The sequence below is a fragment of the Kluyvera ascorbata genome, assembly GCF_023195735.1.
GTDB classification, from domain to species: domain Bacteria; phylum Pseudomonadota; class Gammaproteobacteria; order Enterobacterales; family Enterobacteriaceae; genus Kluyvera; species Kluyvera ascorbata.
The window spans coordinates 2576911-2593280 of the sequence record NZ_CP096201.1 but is presented as its reverse complement, the minus strand read 5'-3'; the positions used below and the strand labels follow the sequence as shown (position 1 = coordinate 2593280).

Annotated in this window: 15 protein-coding genes; 8 read left to right on the top strand and 7 right to left on the bottom strand. The window is 53.0% G+C overall.

Annotation, left to right across the window (positions count from 1 at the left end):
* Window positions 1-11 precede the first annotated feature (11 nt).
* Window positions 12-1415, top strand: a complete 1404-nt coding sequence (gene fumC, locus MY052_RS12255) for a class II fumarate hydratase (RefSeq protein ID WP_248537061.1) — start codon at window positions 12-14, stop codon at window positions 1413-1415.
* Here the strand turns inward: fumC and tus are convergent.
* Together tus and rstB are read right to left on the bottom strand one after the other, a co-directional pair.
* Window positions 1412-2344, bottom strand: a complete 933-nt coding sequence (gene tus / locus MY052_RS12250) for a DNA replication terminus site-binding protein (protein ID WP_248537060.1) — start codon at window positions 2342-2344, stop codon at window positions 1412-1414. The two genes, fumC and tus, sit on opposite strands and share 4 nt — an antisense overlap.
* Before the next feature lie 86 nt (window positions 2345-2430).
* Complete coding sequence (gene rstB / locus MY052_RS12245) at window positions 2431-3732, bottom strand: two-component system sensor histidine kinase RstB (RefSeq protein WP_202215765.1); 1302 nt, start codon at window positions 3730-3732, stop codon at window positions 2431-2433.
* 307 nt (window positions 3733-4039) lie between these two features.
* Here rstB and MY052_RS12240 point away from each other — a divergent pair, with 307 nt between their 5' ends.
* From MY052_RS12240 to MY052_RS12225, 4 genes are all read left to right on the top strand, one after another.
* Complete coding sequence (locus tag MY052_RS12240) at window positions 4040-4903, top strand: arginase family protein (RefSeq protein WP_248537059.1); 864 nt, start codon at window positions 4040-4042, stop codon at window positions 4901-4903.
* 97 nt (window positions 4904-5000) lie between these two features.
* The gene (locus tag MY052_RS12235) at window positions 5001-5573 is read left to right on the top strand and encodes a TetR/AcrR family transcriptional regulator (protein ID WP_248537058.1); all 573 of its coding nucleotides are present in this window, start codon (window positions 5001-5003) and stop codon (window positions 5571-5573) included.
* A gap of 271 nt (window positions 5574-5844) precedes the next feature.
* The gene (locus MY052_RS12230) at window positions 5845-6636 is read left to right on the top strand and encodes a PhzF family phenazine biosynthesis protein (RefSeq protein ID WP_248537057.1); all 792 of its coding nucleotides are present in this window, start codon (window positions 5845-5847) and stop codon (window positions 6634-6636) included.
* Window positions 6637-6794: 158 nt separating this feature from the next.
* The gene (locus tag MY052_RS12225) at window positions 6795-7421 is read left to right on the top strand and encodes a hypothetical protein (RefSeq protein WP_248537056.1); all 627 of its coding nucleotides are present in this window, start codon (window positions 6795-6797) and stop codon (window positions 7419-7421) included.
* A 44-nt stretch (window positions 7422-7465) separates the two neighbouring features.
* Here the strand turns inward: MY052_RS12225 and MY052_RS12220 are convergent, their stop codons facing one another.
* Window positions 7466-8809: a cation:dicarboxylate symporter family transporter gene (locus tag MY052_RS12220; protein WP_248537055.1), complete on the bottom strand. Its 1344-nt coding sequence runs from the start codon at window positions 8807-8809 to the stop codon at window positions 7466-7468.
* Window positions 8810-9062: 253 nt separating this feature from the next.
* Here MY052_RS12220 and MY052_RS12215 point away from each other — a divergent pair, with 253 nt between their 5' ends.
* Window positions 9063-9596, top strand: coding sequence for an isochorismatase family protein (locus MY052_RS12215; RefSeq protein WP_248537054.1), 534 nt, complete (start codon window positions 9063-9065; stop codon window positions 9594-9596).
* Window positions 9597-9739: 143 nt separating this feature from the next.
* On the opposite strand, the gene rstA is transcribed toward MY052_RS12215, so the two are convergent.
* The gene (rstA, locus tag MY052_RS12210) at window positions 9740-10459 is read right to left on the bottom strand and encodes a two-component system response regulator RstA (RefSeq protein WP_123650396.1); all 720 of its coding nucleotides are present in this window, start codon (window positions 10457-10459) and stop codon (window positions 9740-9742) included.
* Window positions 10460-10612: 153 nt separating this feature from the next.
* Here rstA and MY052_RS12205 point away from each other — a divergent pair, with 153 nt between their 5' ends.
* Window positions 10613-10948 (top strand): GlpM family protein, encoded by a 336-nt coding sequence (locus MY052_RS12205; protein ID WP_035895486.1) that lies wholly within the window; start codon window positions 10613-10615, stop codon window positions 10946-10948.
* Between the two features lie 3 nt (window positions 10949-10951).
* Here the strand turns inward: MY052_RS12205 and folM are convergent, their stop codons facing one another.
* The 3 genes from folM to ydgH all read right to left on the bottom strand — a co-directional run bounded on the left by folM (window position 10952) and on the right by ydgH (window position 14311).
* Window positions 10952-11677 carry a dihydromonapterin reductase gene (folM, locus tag MY052_RS12200; protein WP_202215758.1) on the bottom strand — a complete coding sequence of 242 codons (726 nt, stop codon included), beginning with the start codon at window positions 11675-11677 and terminating at the stop codon, window positions 10952-10954.
* Between the two features lie 39 nt (window positions 11678-11716).
* Window positions 11717-13099 (bottom strand): amino acid permease, encoded by a 1383-nt coding sequence (locus MY052_RS12195; protein ID WP_123650395.1) that lies wholly within the window; start codon window positions 13097-13099, stop codon window positions 11717-11719.
* A gap of 261 nt (window positions 13100-13360) precedes the next feature.
* Window positions 13361-14311, bottom strand: a complete 951-nt coding sequence (gene ydgH / locus MY052_RS12190) for a DUF1471 family protein YdgH (protein WP_202215756.1) — start codon at window positions 14309-14311, stop codon at window positions 13361-13363.
* Between the two features lie 523 nt (window positions 14312-14834).
* Between ydgH and pntA the strand changes: the two genes are divergently transcribed.
* On the top strand, window positions 14835-16364 hold the full coding sequence (gene pntA / locus MY052_RS12185) for a Re/Si-specific NAD(P)(+) transhydrogenase subunit alpha (protein ID WP_202215755.1): 1530 nt from the start codon (window positions 14835-14837) through the stop codon (window positions 16362-16364).
* The last annotated feature ends 6 nt before the right edge of the window (window positions 16365-16370 follow it).

Here is a 16370-nt window from a genome sequence, read left to right as displayed (position 1 = left end):
AGGAGAAGGTAATGACAACGTCACGCCGCGAAAGCGATTCTATGGGGCCGATTGAGGTTCCCGCTGACAAACTGTGGGGCGCGCAAACCCAGCGCTCACTGGAGCATTTTCGTATCTCCACCGAGAAAATGCCGCTTTCGCTGATTTATGCCCTGGCGCTGACCAAGCGCGCGGCAGCTAAGGTTAACCTGGATTTAGGTCTGTTAGCGGCTGAAAAGGCCGATGCCATTATGGCGGCCGCCGATGAAGTCCTGAAAGATCAGCATCCTGATGAGTTTCCGCTGGCTATCTGGCAGACCGGCTCCGGCACCCAAAGCAATATGAACATGAATGAGGTGCTGGCTAACCGCGCCAGCGAACTGCTCGGCGGCGAGCGCGGCATGTCGCGTAAGATCCACCCGAATGATGACGTGAACAAAAGCCAAAGCTCGAACGACGTCTTCCCCACGGCGATGCACGTGGCGGCAATGATTGCGTTGCGCGAGCATCTGCTGCCGCAGCTCGCGGTATTGCAGGAGACGCTGCGCCAGAAATCGGAAAGCTTCCGTGACATCGTCAAAATTGGCCGCACCCACCTACAGGACGCCACGCCGCTGACGCTGGGCCAGGAGTTTTCCGGCTGGGTGGCGATGCTGGAGCACAATCGTCGCCACCTTGAGCACAGCCTGCCGCACCTGAGCGAGTTAGCCTTAGGCGGCACCGCGGTAGGAACAGGGTTAAATACCCACCCGGAATATGCGGTTCGCGTGGCCAAAGAACTGGCATCGTTGACCGGGCAGCCATTTATCACTGCGCCGAATAAATTTGAAGCATTAGCCACCTGCGATGCGCTGGTGCATACGCACGGCGCGCTGAAAAGCTTGGCGGCATCGCTGATGAAAATTGCCAACGACGTGCGCTGGCTGGCTTCCGGCCCGCGCTGCGGCATCGGCGAGCTATCCATTCCGGAAAACGAACCGGGTTCTTCCATCATGCCGGGTAAAGTAAACCCGACCCAGTGTGAAGCGATGACGATGCTGTGCTGCCAGGTGATGGGTAACGATGTGGCGGTCAATATGGGCGGCGCGTCCGGCAACTTCGAGCTTAACGTTTATCGCCCGATGATTATCCACAACGTGCTGCAGTCCGTGCGCCTGCTGGCTGACGGCATGGAGAGCTTTAACGAACACTGCGCGGTGGGAATTGAGCCTAATCGTGAACGTATCGATCAGTTGCTTAATGAGTCGCTAATGCTGGTGACGGCGCTGAACACCCACATCGGCTACGACAAAGCGGCGGAGATTGCCAAGAAAGCGCATAAAGAGGGGCTGACGTTGAAGAACGCGGCGCTGGCCTTAGGCTATCTCAGCGCCGAAGAGTTTGACCGCTGGGTGCGGCCAGAAGAGATGGTCGGCAGTCAGGTCAGCGGCGCTTAATCCGGCGCTAGCCACAGGTGCAGCCGCTCAATCATGAGTTTAAGCGGCTGCGCTTCCGGTTTGTGCCGGTGCTGTACGTTATCGGCATCGTAGTTCAGCAGTTCGCCAAGATCCGGCACGCTGACGCCGTTACGCCCGGAAATCACCGCAATCAGCGGGCCGGGGCAGGCGTACTGCACCTGTTTTTGCTCACCCGCGTACCACACGCGGGCAATCGGCTGCACCTTCACCGGACGCTTAATTTTCAACTTCGCCTGCTGCGGCAGCGCGGCAATATCCTGATATTCTCGCTCCAGCCTTGATTGCCATTGTTCCCGCGTCCAAGGCGGTACCGCGCGCGGAGATTTCAGGCTTTTTTCTAACTGCGCCAGCACCTCATCGCGAGTTAAGTTCTTGATGATATGTTTGTTCGCCCAGCCAAAACGAATGGTGCTTGGGTCGGAGAGCAGGGTGAGTGAACGGTAGGCGTTGAGGGTAATCAAACCGGGAATATAGCGGTGCACCCATTCAAAGCGCGCCACTGGCGGCAGGCCGGAATCGACGGTGATTATCTGTTCCAGCGTCGTCTTTAACGTATTGATGTGCTGTACGCGAGCAATGAGCGCTTCATGCTGTTCGGTCGTTGCCTGCAGACAGATAGCGCCGGGAAGACGCACCGCCGCCTTGCTGCTGAGATTCTCAGACTGCTGCTGAATAAACAGATGGTTAAAATGCTTCAGCGCCATTTCAAAGGCGGTTTGCCCCAGATGCTGAACGACCTGAATCTGGGAGAGCGGGGCGTGCTCGGCCGTTTTTTTCACTTCCGGTAGTTCAAATATTCGCGCGGTGAGCAGGCGGCAGTCGGAGAGTTCATCGCGCAGCTCCAGCAGATGGCGTTCTATCTGACGAAAGGTGTCAGTTAACCGCTCCACGAGGTCGTAGCTGGCCATGGTTCGCTCTCCGCATCTTAATTAGTTACAACATACTATTCATGCCGCTAACTATAAGCCAGAATCAGGCACCGTGCAAACCGCGGTCAGCTAGCCGCGGGCAGGGAAATGTGGTGGTAGATAGGCCACGTCAGGCTGAATCGGGCGCCGCCCAACGGGCTGACGTCGCAGTGCGCCTGTCCGCCCATAGCTACGGCGATTGAGTGAACGATGGCCAGCCCTAAACCACAGCCGCCGGTGGCCCGGTCACGGCTAGGGTCGAGACGAACAAACGGCTCAAATACGCGCTCGCGCTCACCTTCAGCAATGCCAGGGCCGTCATCATCGACCTGAAGACACGCCAGGCTGCCATTGCGCGTCAGGTTGACCTGAATCTGTGACTGGCTGTAGCGCATGGCGTTATTAATCAAATTATCCAGCACGCGCTCCATCAGGCGCATATCCAGCGCGCCGTAATCCCCTGGTGTTATCTGATTAACGGTGACTTCACGCTGCGGGTTGACGGCCTGAACATCTTCAACGTGCGCGGTGATCCACTGCGGCAGGTCTGGCGATGTCAGAGAGAGTTCGGTCTGTGGGCGGTCAAGGCGGGCGTAGGTCAGCAGCTCTTCGATCAGCGCTTCAAGCTGCCCGATATCGCGGTTGAGCGCCAGCGATTCGGCCTCGGTCAGGTTTTCGCTCATCTCCAGGCGATAGCGCAGACGCACCAGCGGTGTACGTAGCTCGTGGGCGATACCGTCAATCAGCTGCTTTTTGCTGGCAATGAGCGCATTGATGTTATCAGCCATCTGGTTAAAGGCGACCCCAAGACGTTCGAAGCTGGACATGCTGTCAAAGTGAATGCGTTCGCCTAAATGACCTTCACCGAAGCGCTGGGCGGCACTTTCTAGTCGTAGCATGTCCTGCCAGTGGGGACGCATCCAGATAAGGACAGGAAAGGCGAGTGAAATAGCAATAAACGCCATGAGAGCGATATCAAGCAGCCGCATTTCATGCATAAAGTACAGATAGGGTACCGGCCCGACGGCCAGCACGTAGTGGCTGCGCGGAATGCGCTGAATAAAGGTGTACTGATCGTCGAGCGCCACAATATCGCCCGCCCGCAGATGCTGCATGGAGCTTTCAGCCAACTGAAACTTGCTGAGCGGCTCAATGCGCAAATCGAACGAGAGATTGAGATCCAGTTCGTTTAGCGTTTTGCTCCAGTTGCGCGGCGGGATTTCTCGCAGTTCGCTGCGCATCAGATACAGAGAGCTTTTCATCAAATCGTCGAGCGATTGGCGGCCAGCACGTTCGGCGGTGAACTTATAGACCAGCCCAACCAGCATGGTCATGACCAGAAAGCAGACAAACAGTAAAAGGTAAAACTGCACAAACAGTTTTTTCATGAAAAATCACCGAACGTTCAATGTGTTAACTAGTATACGTCTTTCTCTGGAGGACACTGTTATATCCGCCGATGCGCTGGTTCAGAAATGCTATTCGATCGCCAACAAGCGCGTTATCCAGGCAGAGTACACTGTATAACGCATTTCTGCATGCTCATGGACACAATCGCAAACTCATTTCTGTCTCATCCTGGAGGCTCTCTGGCTTGCATCTGTTCTGTACTCGCCACATAATGAATGAACGTTCATTCATTATGTGGCGTTAATGTCACCAGACGCCATCCTCGATACCAACGGTAGGTAAACAATGTCCAGAAAAACGCTTCGACTGTTATTCCCACAATGGCAGGGAGGGAACAACCCGCCTTACCATCTTGGCTCGCTTCTGCTCTCTTTCCTGGCCCCCAGACCCACCGGGCCGGTTGAAGAAGTGCCCGTTGCTTTGCCTGATGGTATTCCACTGGCTGAAGTTGATGGTATCAGAGGGAAAGCGCAGATACTCCGTCAACTGAATGACGCTGCCGGGCTTATTGAAAAACATAATCCTGAGGCCATTGTGGTATTGGGCGGCGATTGTCTGGTGTCGCTCGCGCCTTTTGCGCATTTGTTGAATCAATATGGCAATAAGTTGGGCGTGCTATGGATTGATTCTCATCCCGACGTCCAGACGGCGGCGCAGTACCCTAATGCCCATGCGCATGTGCTGGGAGCGCTATTGGGGACGGGCGATAATGATTTAGTGGCTCACGTCACCAATACGCTTTCTCCTGAAAAAGTGATGATTGCTGGTATTCATGATCCACTGGCTTACGAAAGCGAATACCTGGCTCAACATCATATCGCAACCGCTAGCCCGGAAGCGGTGAGAAATGGGGCACAGGAGGTGCTGGAATGGATAGACCGAGAGAAAATCGAATATTTGGCGATTCATATCGATCTGGACGTTCTGGATCCCGCATTTTTCCGCTCCGTTCTGTTTGCTCAACCGGGGCGCGGTGCGCATGACTTTGGTGATGTGGCTGAAGGTAAGCTAAGCATTGAGGAAGTACTCATGCTCGTTAATCTGGCGACGTCTAAAGCAGAGGCTGTTGGGCTTACGCTCGCCGAACATATGCCCTGGGATATGCTGAACCTTAAAAACATGCTCAACGGCTTACCGTTGCTGAAATAATGGGGAGGATCAAGAGCCAGCGTGGTGTGCTTAACGCTGGCTCCAACCTTTAAAGGACGGTAAAGTCTGGGCCATTGAGTGATTCAAAAGGTCATGTATGTCAAAGGACACCGAAACGTACCATAAGCTGATTACTGCCGCGGCAGCCTGTTTTGCCGAAAAAGGCTTCAGTGCGACCAGCGTGCGCGAGATTTCTACCCGAGCAGGTATCAGCCAGGGCGCAATGTACACCTACTTTAAAGGCAAGGATGAGCTGATAAGGGCTATCGTTCTTGAGGAGCAAAACTCCGCGCTGTCTGCCCATAAAGAAGCCGCACCGGGGACCTATTTTGACCGTCTCTGTCAACAGGTCGCGTCCTGTATCAGCGATGTGGGTTATCCAGTGACGCATCGTCTCTGGGTTGAAATTATGGCGGAATCCTCCCGCAACGCTGAACTACAGGAAGCCTTTATCGCCAGCGACACCATCATGCGGCAAAGTCTTGCGACGATCATTGAGCAGGGTATGGCCACAGGCGAGTTCCGACCGGACATTAACCCGCAGGAAATGACCATCATTCTGTTTGCGTTTATTGATGGTTTAATTGCTCGTAAGGCGATCAATTCGACGTTTTCGCTGCACGTTGATGTGCCGATGTTCCCTGAGCTGATGGCTAAATTGCTGCGCTAATTTGCTTTGCCTGATAAGCATTTCTCAAATGCCCGACGTACATTTTCATCCCTAAAGGGCACCTGGAAAGCGTGGCTTAAAATCATCTGCGTTAGCCTTTAACGTTGGAGAGTCCTGGTGCTATCAAATCAGATAACTTACTGAAAGGCGAGAAAGTCTGGAGCGACGACAATGAGATCTGATAGGGTGGTGAGTGCATAAAAAAAAGAAATTGTGTCGTTCCTCGTTTGGATAAGATACAAATGCCCGCGCTAAATTTGAGGTGAATGCTATGCAACAAATTGATTTTTATATGGTAGATGCCTTTGCTACCGCTACGTTTGATGGCAATGCTGCTGCGGTTTGCCCGCTTACCGAATGGCTGCCGGATGAGACGCTATTAAACATGGCTAAGCAGCATAACCAGTCTGAAACCGCCTATTTTGTCACCAATGATAATGGTTTTGAGCTGCGTTGGTTTACGACTCAGGGTGAGATAAATCTCTGTGGGCATGCAACCCTTGCCGCCGCGCACGTTATCTTTGAATATCTTGATTATCCCGAGGCGACGATTCATTTCGATACTCGATTTGTCGGGCCACTCACGGTGACACGCAACGGTGAATGGCTAACGCTTGATTTTCCCGCCTGGAAAACAGAACCCGTTGTTCCCCCAGCGTTATTACTGGAAGCATTGGGGATAACAGATTACAAAGAAGCGCGCGTAGCGCGTGATTATCTGATTGTGCTGGAAAATCAGCAGCAGGTAGAGGCGCTGCGTCCGGATATTCATGCCATGATCCCGCTGGGAAAAATGGTCAGCGTTACCGCCAAAGGTGAGGGAACCTACGATTTCGTCAGCCGTTTCTTCTGTCCTGGCGAAGCCGTTGCGGAAGATCCGGTGACAGGTTCAGCGCATAGCATGTTGATCCCCTACTGGGCGGAAAAACTCAGCAAAACGCACATGCTGGCGCATCAGGGAGTTGAACGTGGCGGGGAGTTACGTTGTCAGTTCGCGGGGGATCGCGTTCACATCGGTGGGCAGGCCACCACGTACCTGATAGGTAAAGTGCTGTTACGCTAGGTGTCGTGTTGAGCGCATGGGGCGGTTGTTTTCAACCGCCTTTTTTTCGCGTTTTATGCGAACATTAAGATAACCTTAAGAAGATCGCATTCAATGCTAACGAGGGGAAAAAATTTCTGATTAGTATCAGTTCTACATTATTTTCATGAATACTAGTTATGAAATTTGATACTCGTTTGACGGTTTCCGTCGTATTGCTTGCTGGTTTATCGGTGCTATTTCCTTTTGCTGCGGACTGGCACGTTCCGCTGTTGGGCGGTGTAGTGGTGGCCTGGATTGAAAATGGTCAGGCGCTCTGGCTATTGTTTGGTGCGGTATTTACCGTCTGGTATATCAGACCGCTCTCGCGCCCCGAAGGCGAAAAGCAGTTCTGGCTGTGGGCCACGCTGTGGTGGGTGGTTTTACTGGGACGAAGCACCAGTTGGGGTCGTGTCTATTTTCCGCAGACTCCGCATATCGTTTTTAGAATTATCTCGGTCATATTGATTGGCGCGCTGCTACTGTCGCTGTTTTCACGCCACTTACGCCGCGAAATTAAGCGACGGGTTAAGGAACAATCGATACCGTTTTGGCTGCTGGCGGTCACGGTGGTCACGTTCTTAATATCGGATACCGTAGAACATCACCGCTTGCTGGCGCCGCTGTTTGTACGCGATTTGCATTATGCCGATATGATGGAAGAACTGTATGAAATACCGTTCATGGTTGGGTTGCTACTGACGACGCACTATTTTATGCGCGCGGATAAAACAGCAGAAATGAAATTAACGGTCGCTTATCAATAGCGGTTTGACGCGCCTCAGCGTTCAGGGCACTGAGGCGCGTTTTATCAGTTAACGGAAATCGGTTTTTCTTGCTCCGTTTCTTTTTTATTCAACACTCGGGTAGCAATAACCCCAGACATCATCGAACCATTCACGTTCAGCGCCGTACGTGCCATATCGACAATCGGTTCAATCGCAATAAAGATACCGACCAACGCGACCGGGAAATTAAGAGTAGAGAGGACAATCAGCGCGGCAAACGTTCCGCCGCCGCCAACGCCTGCCACGCCGATAGAACCCAGCGCGATGGCAGGTAGCAAGGTCAATAAGAAATGTACGGAGAACGGATCGATACCCAGGGTTGGCGCAATCATGGCAACCATAATCGCCGGATAAATCCCCGCGCAGCCGTTTTGTCCCATGCTGGAACCAAATGAAGCAGCGATATTGGCGATGGTACTCGGCACGCCGAATTTCTCCTGCGCGGTAATTGCCAGCGGAATGGCCGCCGCGCTGCTGCGGGAAACAAAGGCAAAGGTCAACACTGGCCAGACGGTTTTATAATAACGCAGCGGATTATGACCGCTCAGCACCAGCAAAATAGCGTGCACAATAAACATCATTGCCACCGCCAGGTAGCAGGCAACAATAAAACCGAGCAGGCTGGTAAATTGCGCAAGTTGATAGGTGGAGAACACTTTTGCCATTAATGCCAGCACGCCATAAGGCGTGAGCGCAATAACGATACGCACCATCTTCATTACCCAGAATTGAATGGCGTTAATCCCGCTGCTTAATTTTTCACCTTCTTCTGGTGCCTCTTTTTTCACTTTCAGTAGAGCAACGCCTGCCAGCAGGGTGAATATGACAATCCCGATCACCGAAACGCTTCTTGCACCGGTCAGGTCAAGGAACAGGTTGGTTGGAATTAACGATGTGATGAGCTGTGGCAATGAAACGGCGGCCGTTTTCGAGACGTCATCAGCCGTTAAGCTGGACTGCATCTGCCCGAAGGTACTGGCGTTGAGCCCGATAACGTGGGCGGTGGTCAGGCCAATAAACCCGGCGATCATCACCAGCACAAGCATACACGCGACAATCGTCAGGGACAGTTTGCCGATCCCCGCGTTATTTTCGAGCTTATTAATGGCAGACAGAATGGAAATAAAGATCAGCGGGATGGCGACCAATTTTAATAAATTCACATACCCGTTACCAATGACGCTGTACCAGTCAATAATAGTGGCTTTGCTGCCAGAAGAGATAAAGTGAAGAGAGAGCCCAAGGATCGCACCCATGAAAATGGCGACGAAGACAGAGCGGGAGAGCGATTGACTGCGTTTATCTATTTCGAAAATGCCCCATGAGCAGATCAAAAAAAGCGCAATATACGCGAGCGTAGTGAACATCTTTAAGCCTCTTGCCCCATTCAGCACCTGAAATGCCGGAAAGAGTTGTTTTCAATTAATTAACCTATTATCCCGGATGGATAATAGCGACGCGGCGAATTATAAAGAATAAAACTCTGTAATGTCACACAAAAATTGTGACTTTATGCGTTTGATACCCTCTGCGATTATCCGCGGTCCACACCATCATTGGCGGCTTGTTTTCAGTACGGGGATCTCGTAGGTTATTTTTTTATCTCCATTCGGGGGCATTATGCAGGCGTTACTGGTTATTGATATGCAACGGTTTGTCAGCGATAGAATCGCGCGTGGGATAACGTATTTTCCCACTGACAGCATTGAAAACATGAAATCTGTTATTGCCGCTTTTCGGTCGGCCGGAAAGCCGGTGATTCACGTTCGTCACGAAACGATAGAACCGGGGTCTGACCTACATAAAAATTCTCCACATTATCCTCCCGTAGTCGGTTTTGAAGAGCAGGGCGAAGAAACGGTATGGGTTAAACGGACGTCTTCGGCGTTTAGTTCTACCGATCTTCAAGGCTGGCTGCAGCGGGCACAGATAACCGAGTTGACGGTGATCGGTGCCGTGGCCGGTTTCTGCGTGAACTCAACGGTTCGCTCGGGATGCGATTTGGGCTTCAACATGACGGTGGTGCGCGATGCTGTCCTGAGTTTCCCGCTGGATAACGCCGGACTGAGCGCAGAGAGTATCTTCAACGTGACGCTCGGATTGCTGGAAGCGGGGTTTGCTCGCGGGGCTAACGCAACCGAATTGATGTTGTAGAGCAGCTGATTTTATAAAGTAGGGCTGGAAGCGTGTTTATTGTTCTATTGGTAGCATAAACACGCTGTTTTTGAAGGTGGTTGTATCGCGTCTCTCGGGGGTTATAATTTTTCACCCAGCATTTTATGCTGTCTGGCGTTTCATCACTCCCAGGCGTGCGGCGCGAAAAGATAGCCTTTATTACGCACGGTTTTAATGCGGTAAGGTTCGGTTGCGCTGTCGAGCAGCTTCTTACGCAGGCGCGAGATAGCCACATCAACGCTGCGATCCATACCGTCGTAGGTGACGCCGCGCAGATTTTTCAACAGCGCGTCGCGGTCCATAATTTGCCCCGCGTGGGTCGCCAGCTCCCAAAGAAGATCGAAATCCGCCGTCGAGAGCGCAATGTTCTCACCGCTTAGCAGTACCTGGCGATTGACTGGGTCAATGGAAAGCGTGCCGAAGCGAATGGCTTTATGTGGCGTCAGCGCGGGTTGCGCCGGTGTCGTACTGCTTGCTGAGGCAGGGCGCTGGCGCAGATGCAGGCGCAGACGTGCCAACAGCACCGCCGGGGGCGTCGTTTTGAGTATGTAATCATTAGCGCCCATTTCCAGCGACAGAATATGGTTCATGTCGCTATCGAGCGAAGTGAGCAGCACAATTGGGCCGGCCCACTGACCGCGCAGGTCGCGGCATAGCGTCATGCCATCTTTGCCTGGCAACATGATGTCCAGCAGCACCAGGTCAGGGTTTTCCCGGGTAATCGTCGCCTCTGCGTTATCACCGCGCGGCTCGACCACCACTTCCATATCATGCTTTCCGAGATAAGCGGCGATCAACGCCCCAACATCCGGATCATCCTCAACATAAACGATCTTATTCATTACTCTACGCACTGACGGAAAAAAGGCTACGATACACTGAGCGCCTGTTGCCCGCCATCATTCCTTTCTTAATTTCCGCGCTGCATTAACCATTCATTAATAAGCAGACTTCCGTTATGCTCGGACAACATGTTGTTTATTGGTGAACAAAAAATGGGGTTGTTAATTAAAGCGCTGCTGGGAGCGCTGGTGGTGGTGTTGATTGGCGTACTTGCGAAAACTAAAAACTACGCGATCGCCGGGTTGATCCCGCTGTTCCCGACCTTTGCGCTGATTGCGCACTACATTGTCGCCAGCGAGCGCGGTACCGAGGCGCTGCGTGCCACTATCGTTTTCGGCATGTGGTCGATTATTCCCTATTTTCTCTATCTGCTTTCGCTGTGGTATTTCACCGGCATGATGCGCTTGCCGCTGGCGTTAGCAGGCGCGGTGGCCTGCTGGGGCGTGAGCGCCTGGCTGCTTATCTTCCTGTGGGGACGCTTCCACTAAACGCTAAACCAATGGACGACCGCCATCGACGGCGAAGGTGCGCCCGGTGACGTAGCAGCTGCCGAGGATATACTCGACGAGATCGATAATTTCTTTCTCCCCGGCGGCAATCTTCATCAGCGACTTGTTGAGCGCTTTCTGGCGATATTCCGCATCATCACCCTCATTAAACAGCACCAGCGCTGGGGCAATGGCATTGACTTTGACCTCCGGCGCCAGTTTGCGAGCAAACGAGCGGGTCATATTATCCAGCGCCGCTTTACTGGCGGCGTAGGCGATGTGCTTATCGCTACCGCGCTCAACCACGTAGTCGGTGAAGTGAATAATGTCGCCTTCAGCATGACCGTGGCCGCGCAGCATATCTTCCAGCGCATGGTTAAGCAGGTAGGGAGCATGGACGTGAATCTGCATCATCGCGTTCAGCACATGGCTCAGCGATGCGCCTGGCGTTTCTGCCAGCCACCCGCTGGCGTTATGAATAACCGCGCGCAGGCCGGAGCAGTGGCTTCTTACCGCATCCGCAAAAGTATAAATGCCTTCATCAGTAGAAAAGTCTGCCTGAATACAGACCGCGCCAGCTCGTTGCATGACATCGATGGCGGGATAGTGAGTCCGGTAGCTTAAAATAACCGGCTGCTGCTGGGTGAGAAAATGGTGGGCAAGGGCGAGGCCAATGCGGCGGCCTCCACCGGTTATCAGAATCGGGCGTGATAGCATGTTTGAACCCATCGTACTCTCCTTATTTTGCAGACGATGGGGTCACGCGTATCACCCCACCAGCATCCATGTTGCCGGTACGGCGGCAACCAGAAGCAAACCAATTAAAGCCAGTTCACGACGCTTCAGCATGACGTTGTCGACATGAGTGCGGCGCGCGTAAATAAAGACCAACAGCCCCGGTGCGTAGAGCACGACCGACAGCAGCAGGTGCATGGGGCCAGAAGCATACAATAACCATAAGCCATAAATGCAGGCGCCGACACCGATAACCTTATGTAACGGACGATTCGCAATTTTTAACAGAAATGCGCCCACCAGGAAATAGGGCACAAGGATCATTTCGGAGGCGATGGTTAGCAGCGTATTGTAGTCTGAGCCGGTCAGCCAGATCAGTACCAGACTTGCCTGAACGCTGAGGTTTGTCAGCCATAGCGAAGCGGATGGCGCATTGTTCGCGTTCTGGCGGGCAAAAATACGCGGGAAGGCTTTATGCGTGGCGGCCAGCAGCGGCACTTCTGCCGCCATAATCGTCCAGCTCAGATAAGCGCCGCAGACCGAGACAATCAGCCCGGCGGCAATCACCACTTCACCCCATGAGCCCATCATACGCACCATCAGGCCAGCCATCGATGGGTTACGCATCTCCGCGAGCTCCGGGCGAGGCACCACGCCCATCGACAGCAGCGTCACCAGCAAATACACGCCCAGCGCGGAAACCACAGCCAGCAGCGTTGCACGGCCTACATCCTTTTTATTGCGGGCGCGAGCGGATACGACCACCGCGCCCTCCACGCCGATAAATACCCACAGGGTAATCAGCATGGTGTTTTTCACCTGCTCCCAGACAGGTACGCCTAAGTCAATGCCGTGGAAATCCAGGGTGAAGGTGTTGCTGTTGAAGGCAATGGCGGCAAGTACGATAAACAGCCCCAGCGGCACCAGCTTCGCGAGCGTTGCGACCAGGTTAATGCCAGCAGCAGTTTGCACGCCGCGAAGTACCAGAAAATGGACCACCCACAGCAGAACCGATGCGCCAACAATGGACTGCCAGGTATTGCCGTCGCCGAAGAGACGCAGTTCGGGCGTATCGGTAAAGAAGCTTAGCGCTGAGAAGACAATCACCAGATAAGAGACGTTAGCAATCACCGCGCAAAGCCAATAACCCCATGCGGAGCAAAAACCAATCAACTCACCGAAACCTTCGCGTGCATAGGTAAAAATGCCGCCGTCGAGGTCCGGGCGAATACGGGTCAGCACCAGCATCGCGATAGCCAGGAACAGAATACCGACGCCGGTAATCGCCCAACCAATCAGCAGCGCGGCAGGGCTGGCAACTTCCGCCATGTTTTGCGGCAGACTAAAAACGCCTGCACCGAGCATAGAGCTCAGAACCAGTGCCGTCAGAGCACTAAGCCCTAATTTCTTTTCCATGTGAATCCTGTTGTGGAAGAAGAAGAACAAGAATATTTATTTGGCGAAATCGCATAAAAATGGAGGATTGCGCTGAGGCGGCGATTTTACGGAGAGCAGTGCATACATGCAACAATGTATGACTTAAAAAGTCAGGATATTGGATTCTGGAGAATCAAAAAGGAATGTCCCGGCGGCGGTGCTGGTGTAAAAAAGGGGTGAAAGTCAGAGAGTGAGCGTGATGATGAAAAAGCCGGTGAATCATCACCGGCTTTTTTGTGATTACTTGTACAGGTCGGCGCTGATGGTGACGTTGCCGCCACGCTCTTGCCACTGACGTGTAATGTGGTAGTACTTCGCGCCTTTCTTGGCGGCGCGTTTGGCTACCTGATAGGACACTTCGGTCATGTTGCCGTAGTTGCCGGTGAACTTAACGCTGTCGAACGGCACCATCTGTGCAGCAGCGATTTTGTTCAGCTCTTCAACTTTAGTGCCGTCTGGCAGCGTGACGCTGTAACGTCCACCTTTAGAGGACTGGGTTTCGAAGAACCGGCCAACACCGGTGCCTGAACCTACGGCGGCAGTGGTGGCAACGCCTGGGATTTCAACCTGTTTAGCGGCTTCACCGCCTGCGGCCAGGGCTTTACGGCCAGCGTCGGAGTCAGCAGGAATAGCATCCGGGCTTTGCAGAACGCGTTTTTCAGCGTCAGCTTTATAAATGTATGCCGTTACGCGCTGGTTGCCGCCGTCATTGGCATCAACCTGACGAACGATAAAGAAGGAAGCAGCGCCTTTGGCTTTTGCGGCTTTGGTGATGGCATCGTTCACTTCTGGCTGGCTGCGGTAGAAGCCTTGCACGGTAACGGTGTCATAAGGAACCAGGGCAACGGCCTGATCTTTTGGCAGTTCAACGATACCGTTGATGACGCGGTTTTTAGGCGTATCCGCTTTGCCTGCATCGGCTTTATATAAGTCGGCCGTTACGCGCCAGTTCCCGCTGCTAGCGAAATCTGAGGTATCGACAACATAGAAGGAGGCTGCGCCTTCTTTGTCCGCTTTACGGGACACAGCATTGACGGCATCGCCAATGGCGTTAAAACGACCTGTTACGACAATGCGGTCGTATGGCTTCAGTGCGGACGCTTGCTCCGGGGTCAGCTCGGTAGCTGCATGAGCGGACAAGGCCGCGGCAGACAGCATGGCGGACACGAGGAGGGTGTTCTTAAGCTTCATAAAAATAATCCTTCGCCTTGCGCAAACCAAAATCGGAAATGTTGTAAACGGGAAACGCCTGATTATGGCATTGAAATGACGCTACTGTCTGCGTCATTTTTCACTTCAGATGCGAACCCGATGACGGTTTTGGATAACTTTTCCTGATATGTTGAAAAAACGGGCGCTTGACCAGAAAAACCGGTCAACCATATGACTTTTTTAAGTTAATGGAATGTTAATTAGCATATCCTGCCCGCAAAAAATCATGTTTTCACTCGTCGATGAAGCGAATTATGAGGCTCGCTAAACAAATCGGGGTAAATATCGCTGTTTGTAACCGTCATCACTCGGTGTTTGGCATTTAATGCAAAAATAGTGTTTTCCGGAGCTAGATCACAATCGTGATTTTCAGTAGGTTATAGACAGTTTGTTACTGTTTTATTTATTCAGGTTGCTCGCCTGTTTGTTCGCTTACGGGTCATCCGCAACACACTGACAAAATAGCAAACCATCAAATAAAAACCGATGTAAGGGAATAGTTATGCGTATTGGTGTACCAAAAGAGAGGTGGGCCCAGGAAACGCGAGTCGCAGCAACACCGAAGACGGTGGAACAGCTGCTTAAGCTCGGTTTCAGCGTGGCAATTGAAAGTGGTGCAGGAAAACTGGCAAGTTTTGATGATGAGGCATTTGTTCAGGCTGGGGCAGAAATCGTCACAGGCGACGCGGTCTGGCAGTCAGAGGTTATCCTCAAAGTGAATGCACCACTGGATGAAGAAATCGCGCTGCTGAATCCGGGCACCACGCTGATTAGCTTTATCTGGCCTGCGCAAAACGCTGAGCTGATGGCGAAGCTGGCCGCCCGTGGCATTAACGTTATGGCAATGGACTCTGTGCCGCGCATTTCCCGCGCGCAGTCGCTCGATGCCTTAAGCTCGATGGCAAACATCGCCGGCTACCGCGCGATTGTTGAAGCGGCCCATGAATTTGGTCGCTTCTTTACCGGCCAGATCACCGCGGCGGGCAAAGTCCCACCGGCAAAAGTGATGGTGATTGGTGCTGGCGTCGCAGGTCTTGCAGCGATCGGCGCGGCTAACAGCCTCGGTGCGATTGTCCGTGCCTTTGATACGCGTCCAGAAGTTAAAGAACAGGTGCAGAGTATGGGCGCCGAGTTCCTTGAGCTGGATTTCAAAGAAGAAGCGGGTAGCGGTGATGGCTACGCTAAAGTGATGTCCGAGGCGTTTATCGCCGCGGAAATGGCGCTGTTTGCCGCGCAGGCAAAAGAGGTCGACATTATTGTGACCACGGCGCTGATCCCGGGTAAACCGGCCCCGAAACTGATCACCCGTGAAATGGTTGACTCCATGACGCCGGGTAGCGTCATCGTTGACCTGGCGGCACAAAACGGCGGTAACTGCGAATACACCGTGGCGAATCAAATCGTCACCACGCCAAACGGCGTGAAGGTGATTGGGTATACCGACCTTGCCGGTCGTCTGCCGACGCAATCCTCCCAGCTGTACGGTACCAATCTGGTAAACCTGCTGAAGCTGCTGTGCAAAGAGAAAGACGGCAACGTCACCATCGACTTTGACGACGTCGTGGTACGCGGCGTGACCGTGATCCGCGAAGGCGAAGTCACCTGGCCGGCACCGCCAATTCAGGTTTCTGCGCAGCCTCAGGCGGCGAAGAAAGTGGCTGAAGAGCCAAAAGAAGCGGCTAAACCGGCTTCACCATGGCGCAAGTATGCGCTGATGGCGCTGGTGATTATTCTATTCGGTTGGCTGGCGAACGTCGCGCCAAAAGAGTTCCTCGGTCACTTTACGGTGTTCGCGCTGTCCTGCGTAGTGGGTTACTACGTGGTGTGGAACGTTTCTCATGCATTGCACACGCCGCTGATGTCGGTCACAAATGCCATCTCGGGCATTATCGTGGTCGGGGCGCTTCTGCAGATTGGCCATGGTGGCTGGGTCAGCTTCCTGAGTTTTATCGCGGTATTGATCGCCAGCATTAATATTTTTGGTGGTTTCACCGTCACTCAGCGCATGCTGAAAATGTTCCGCAAAGGATAAGGGGTA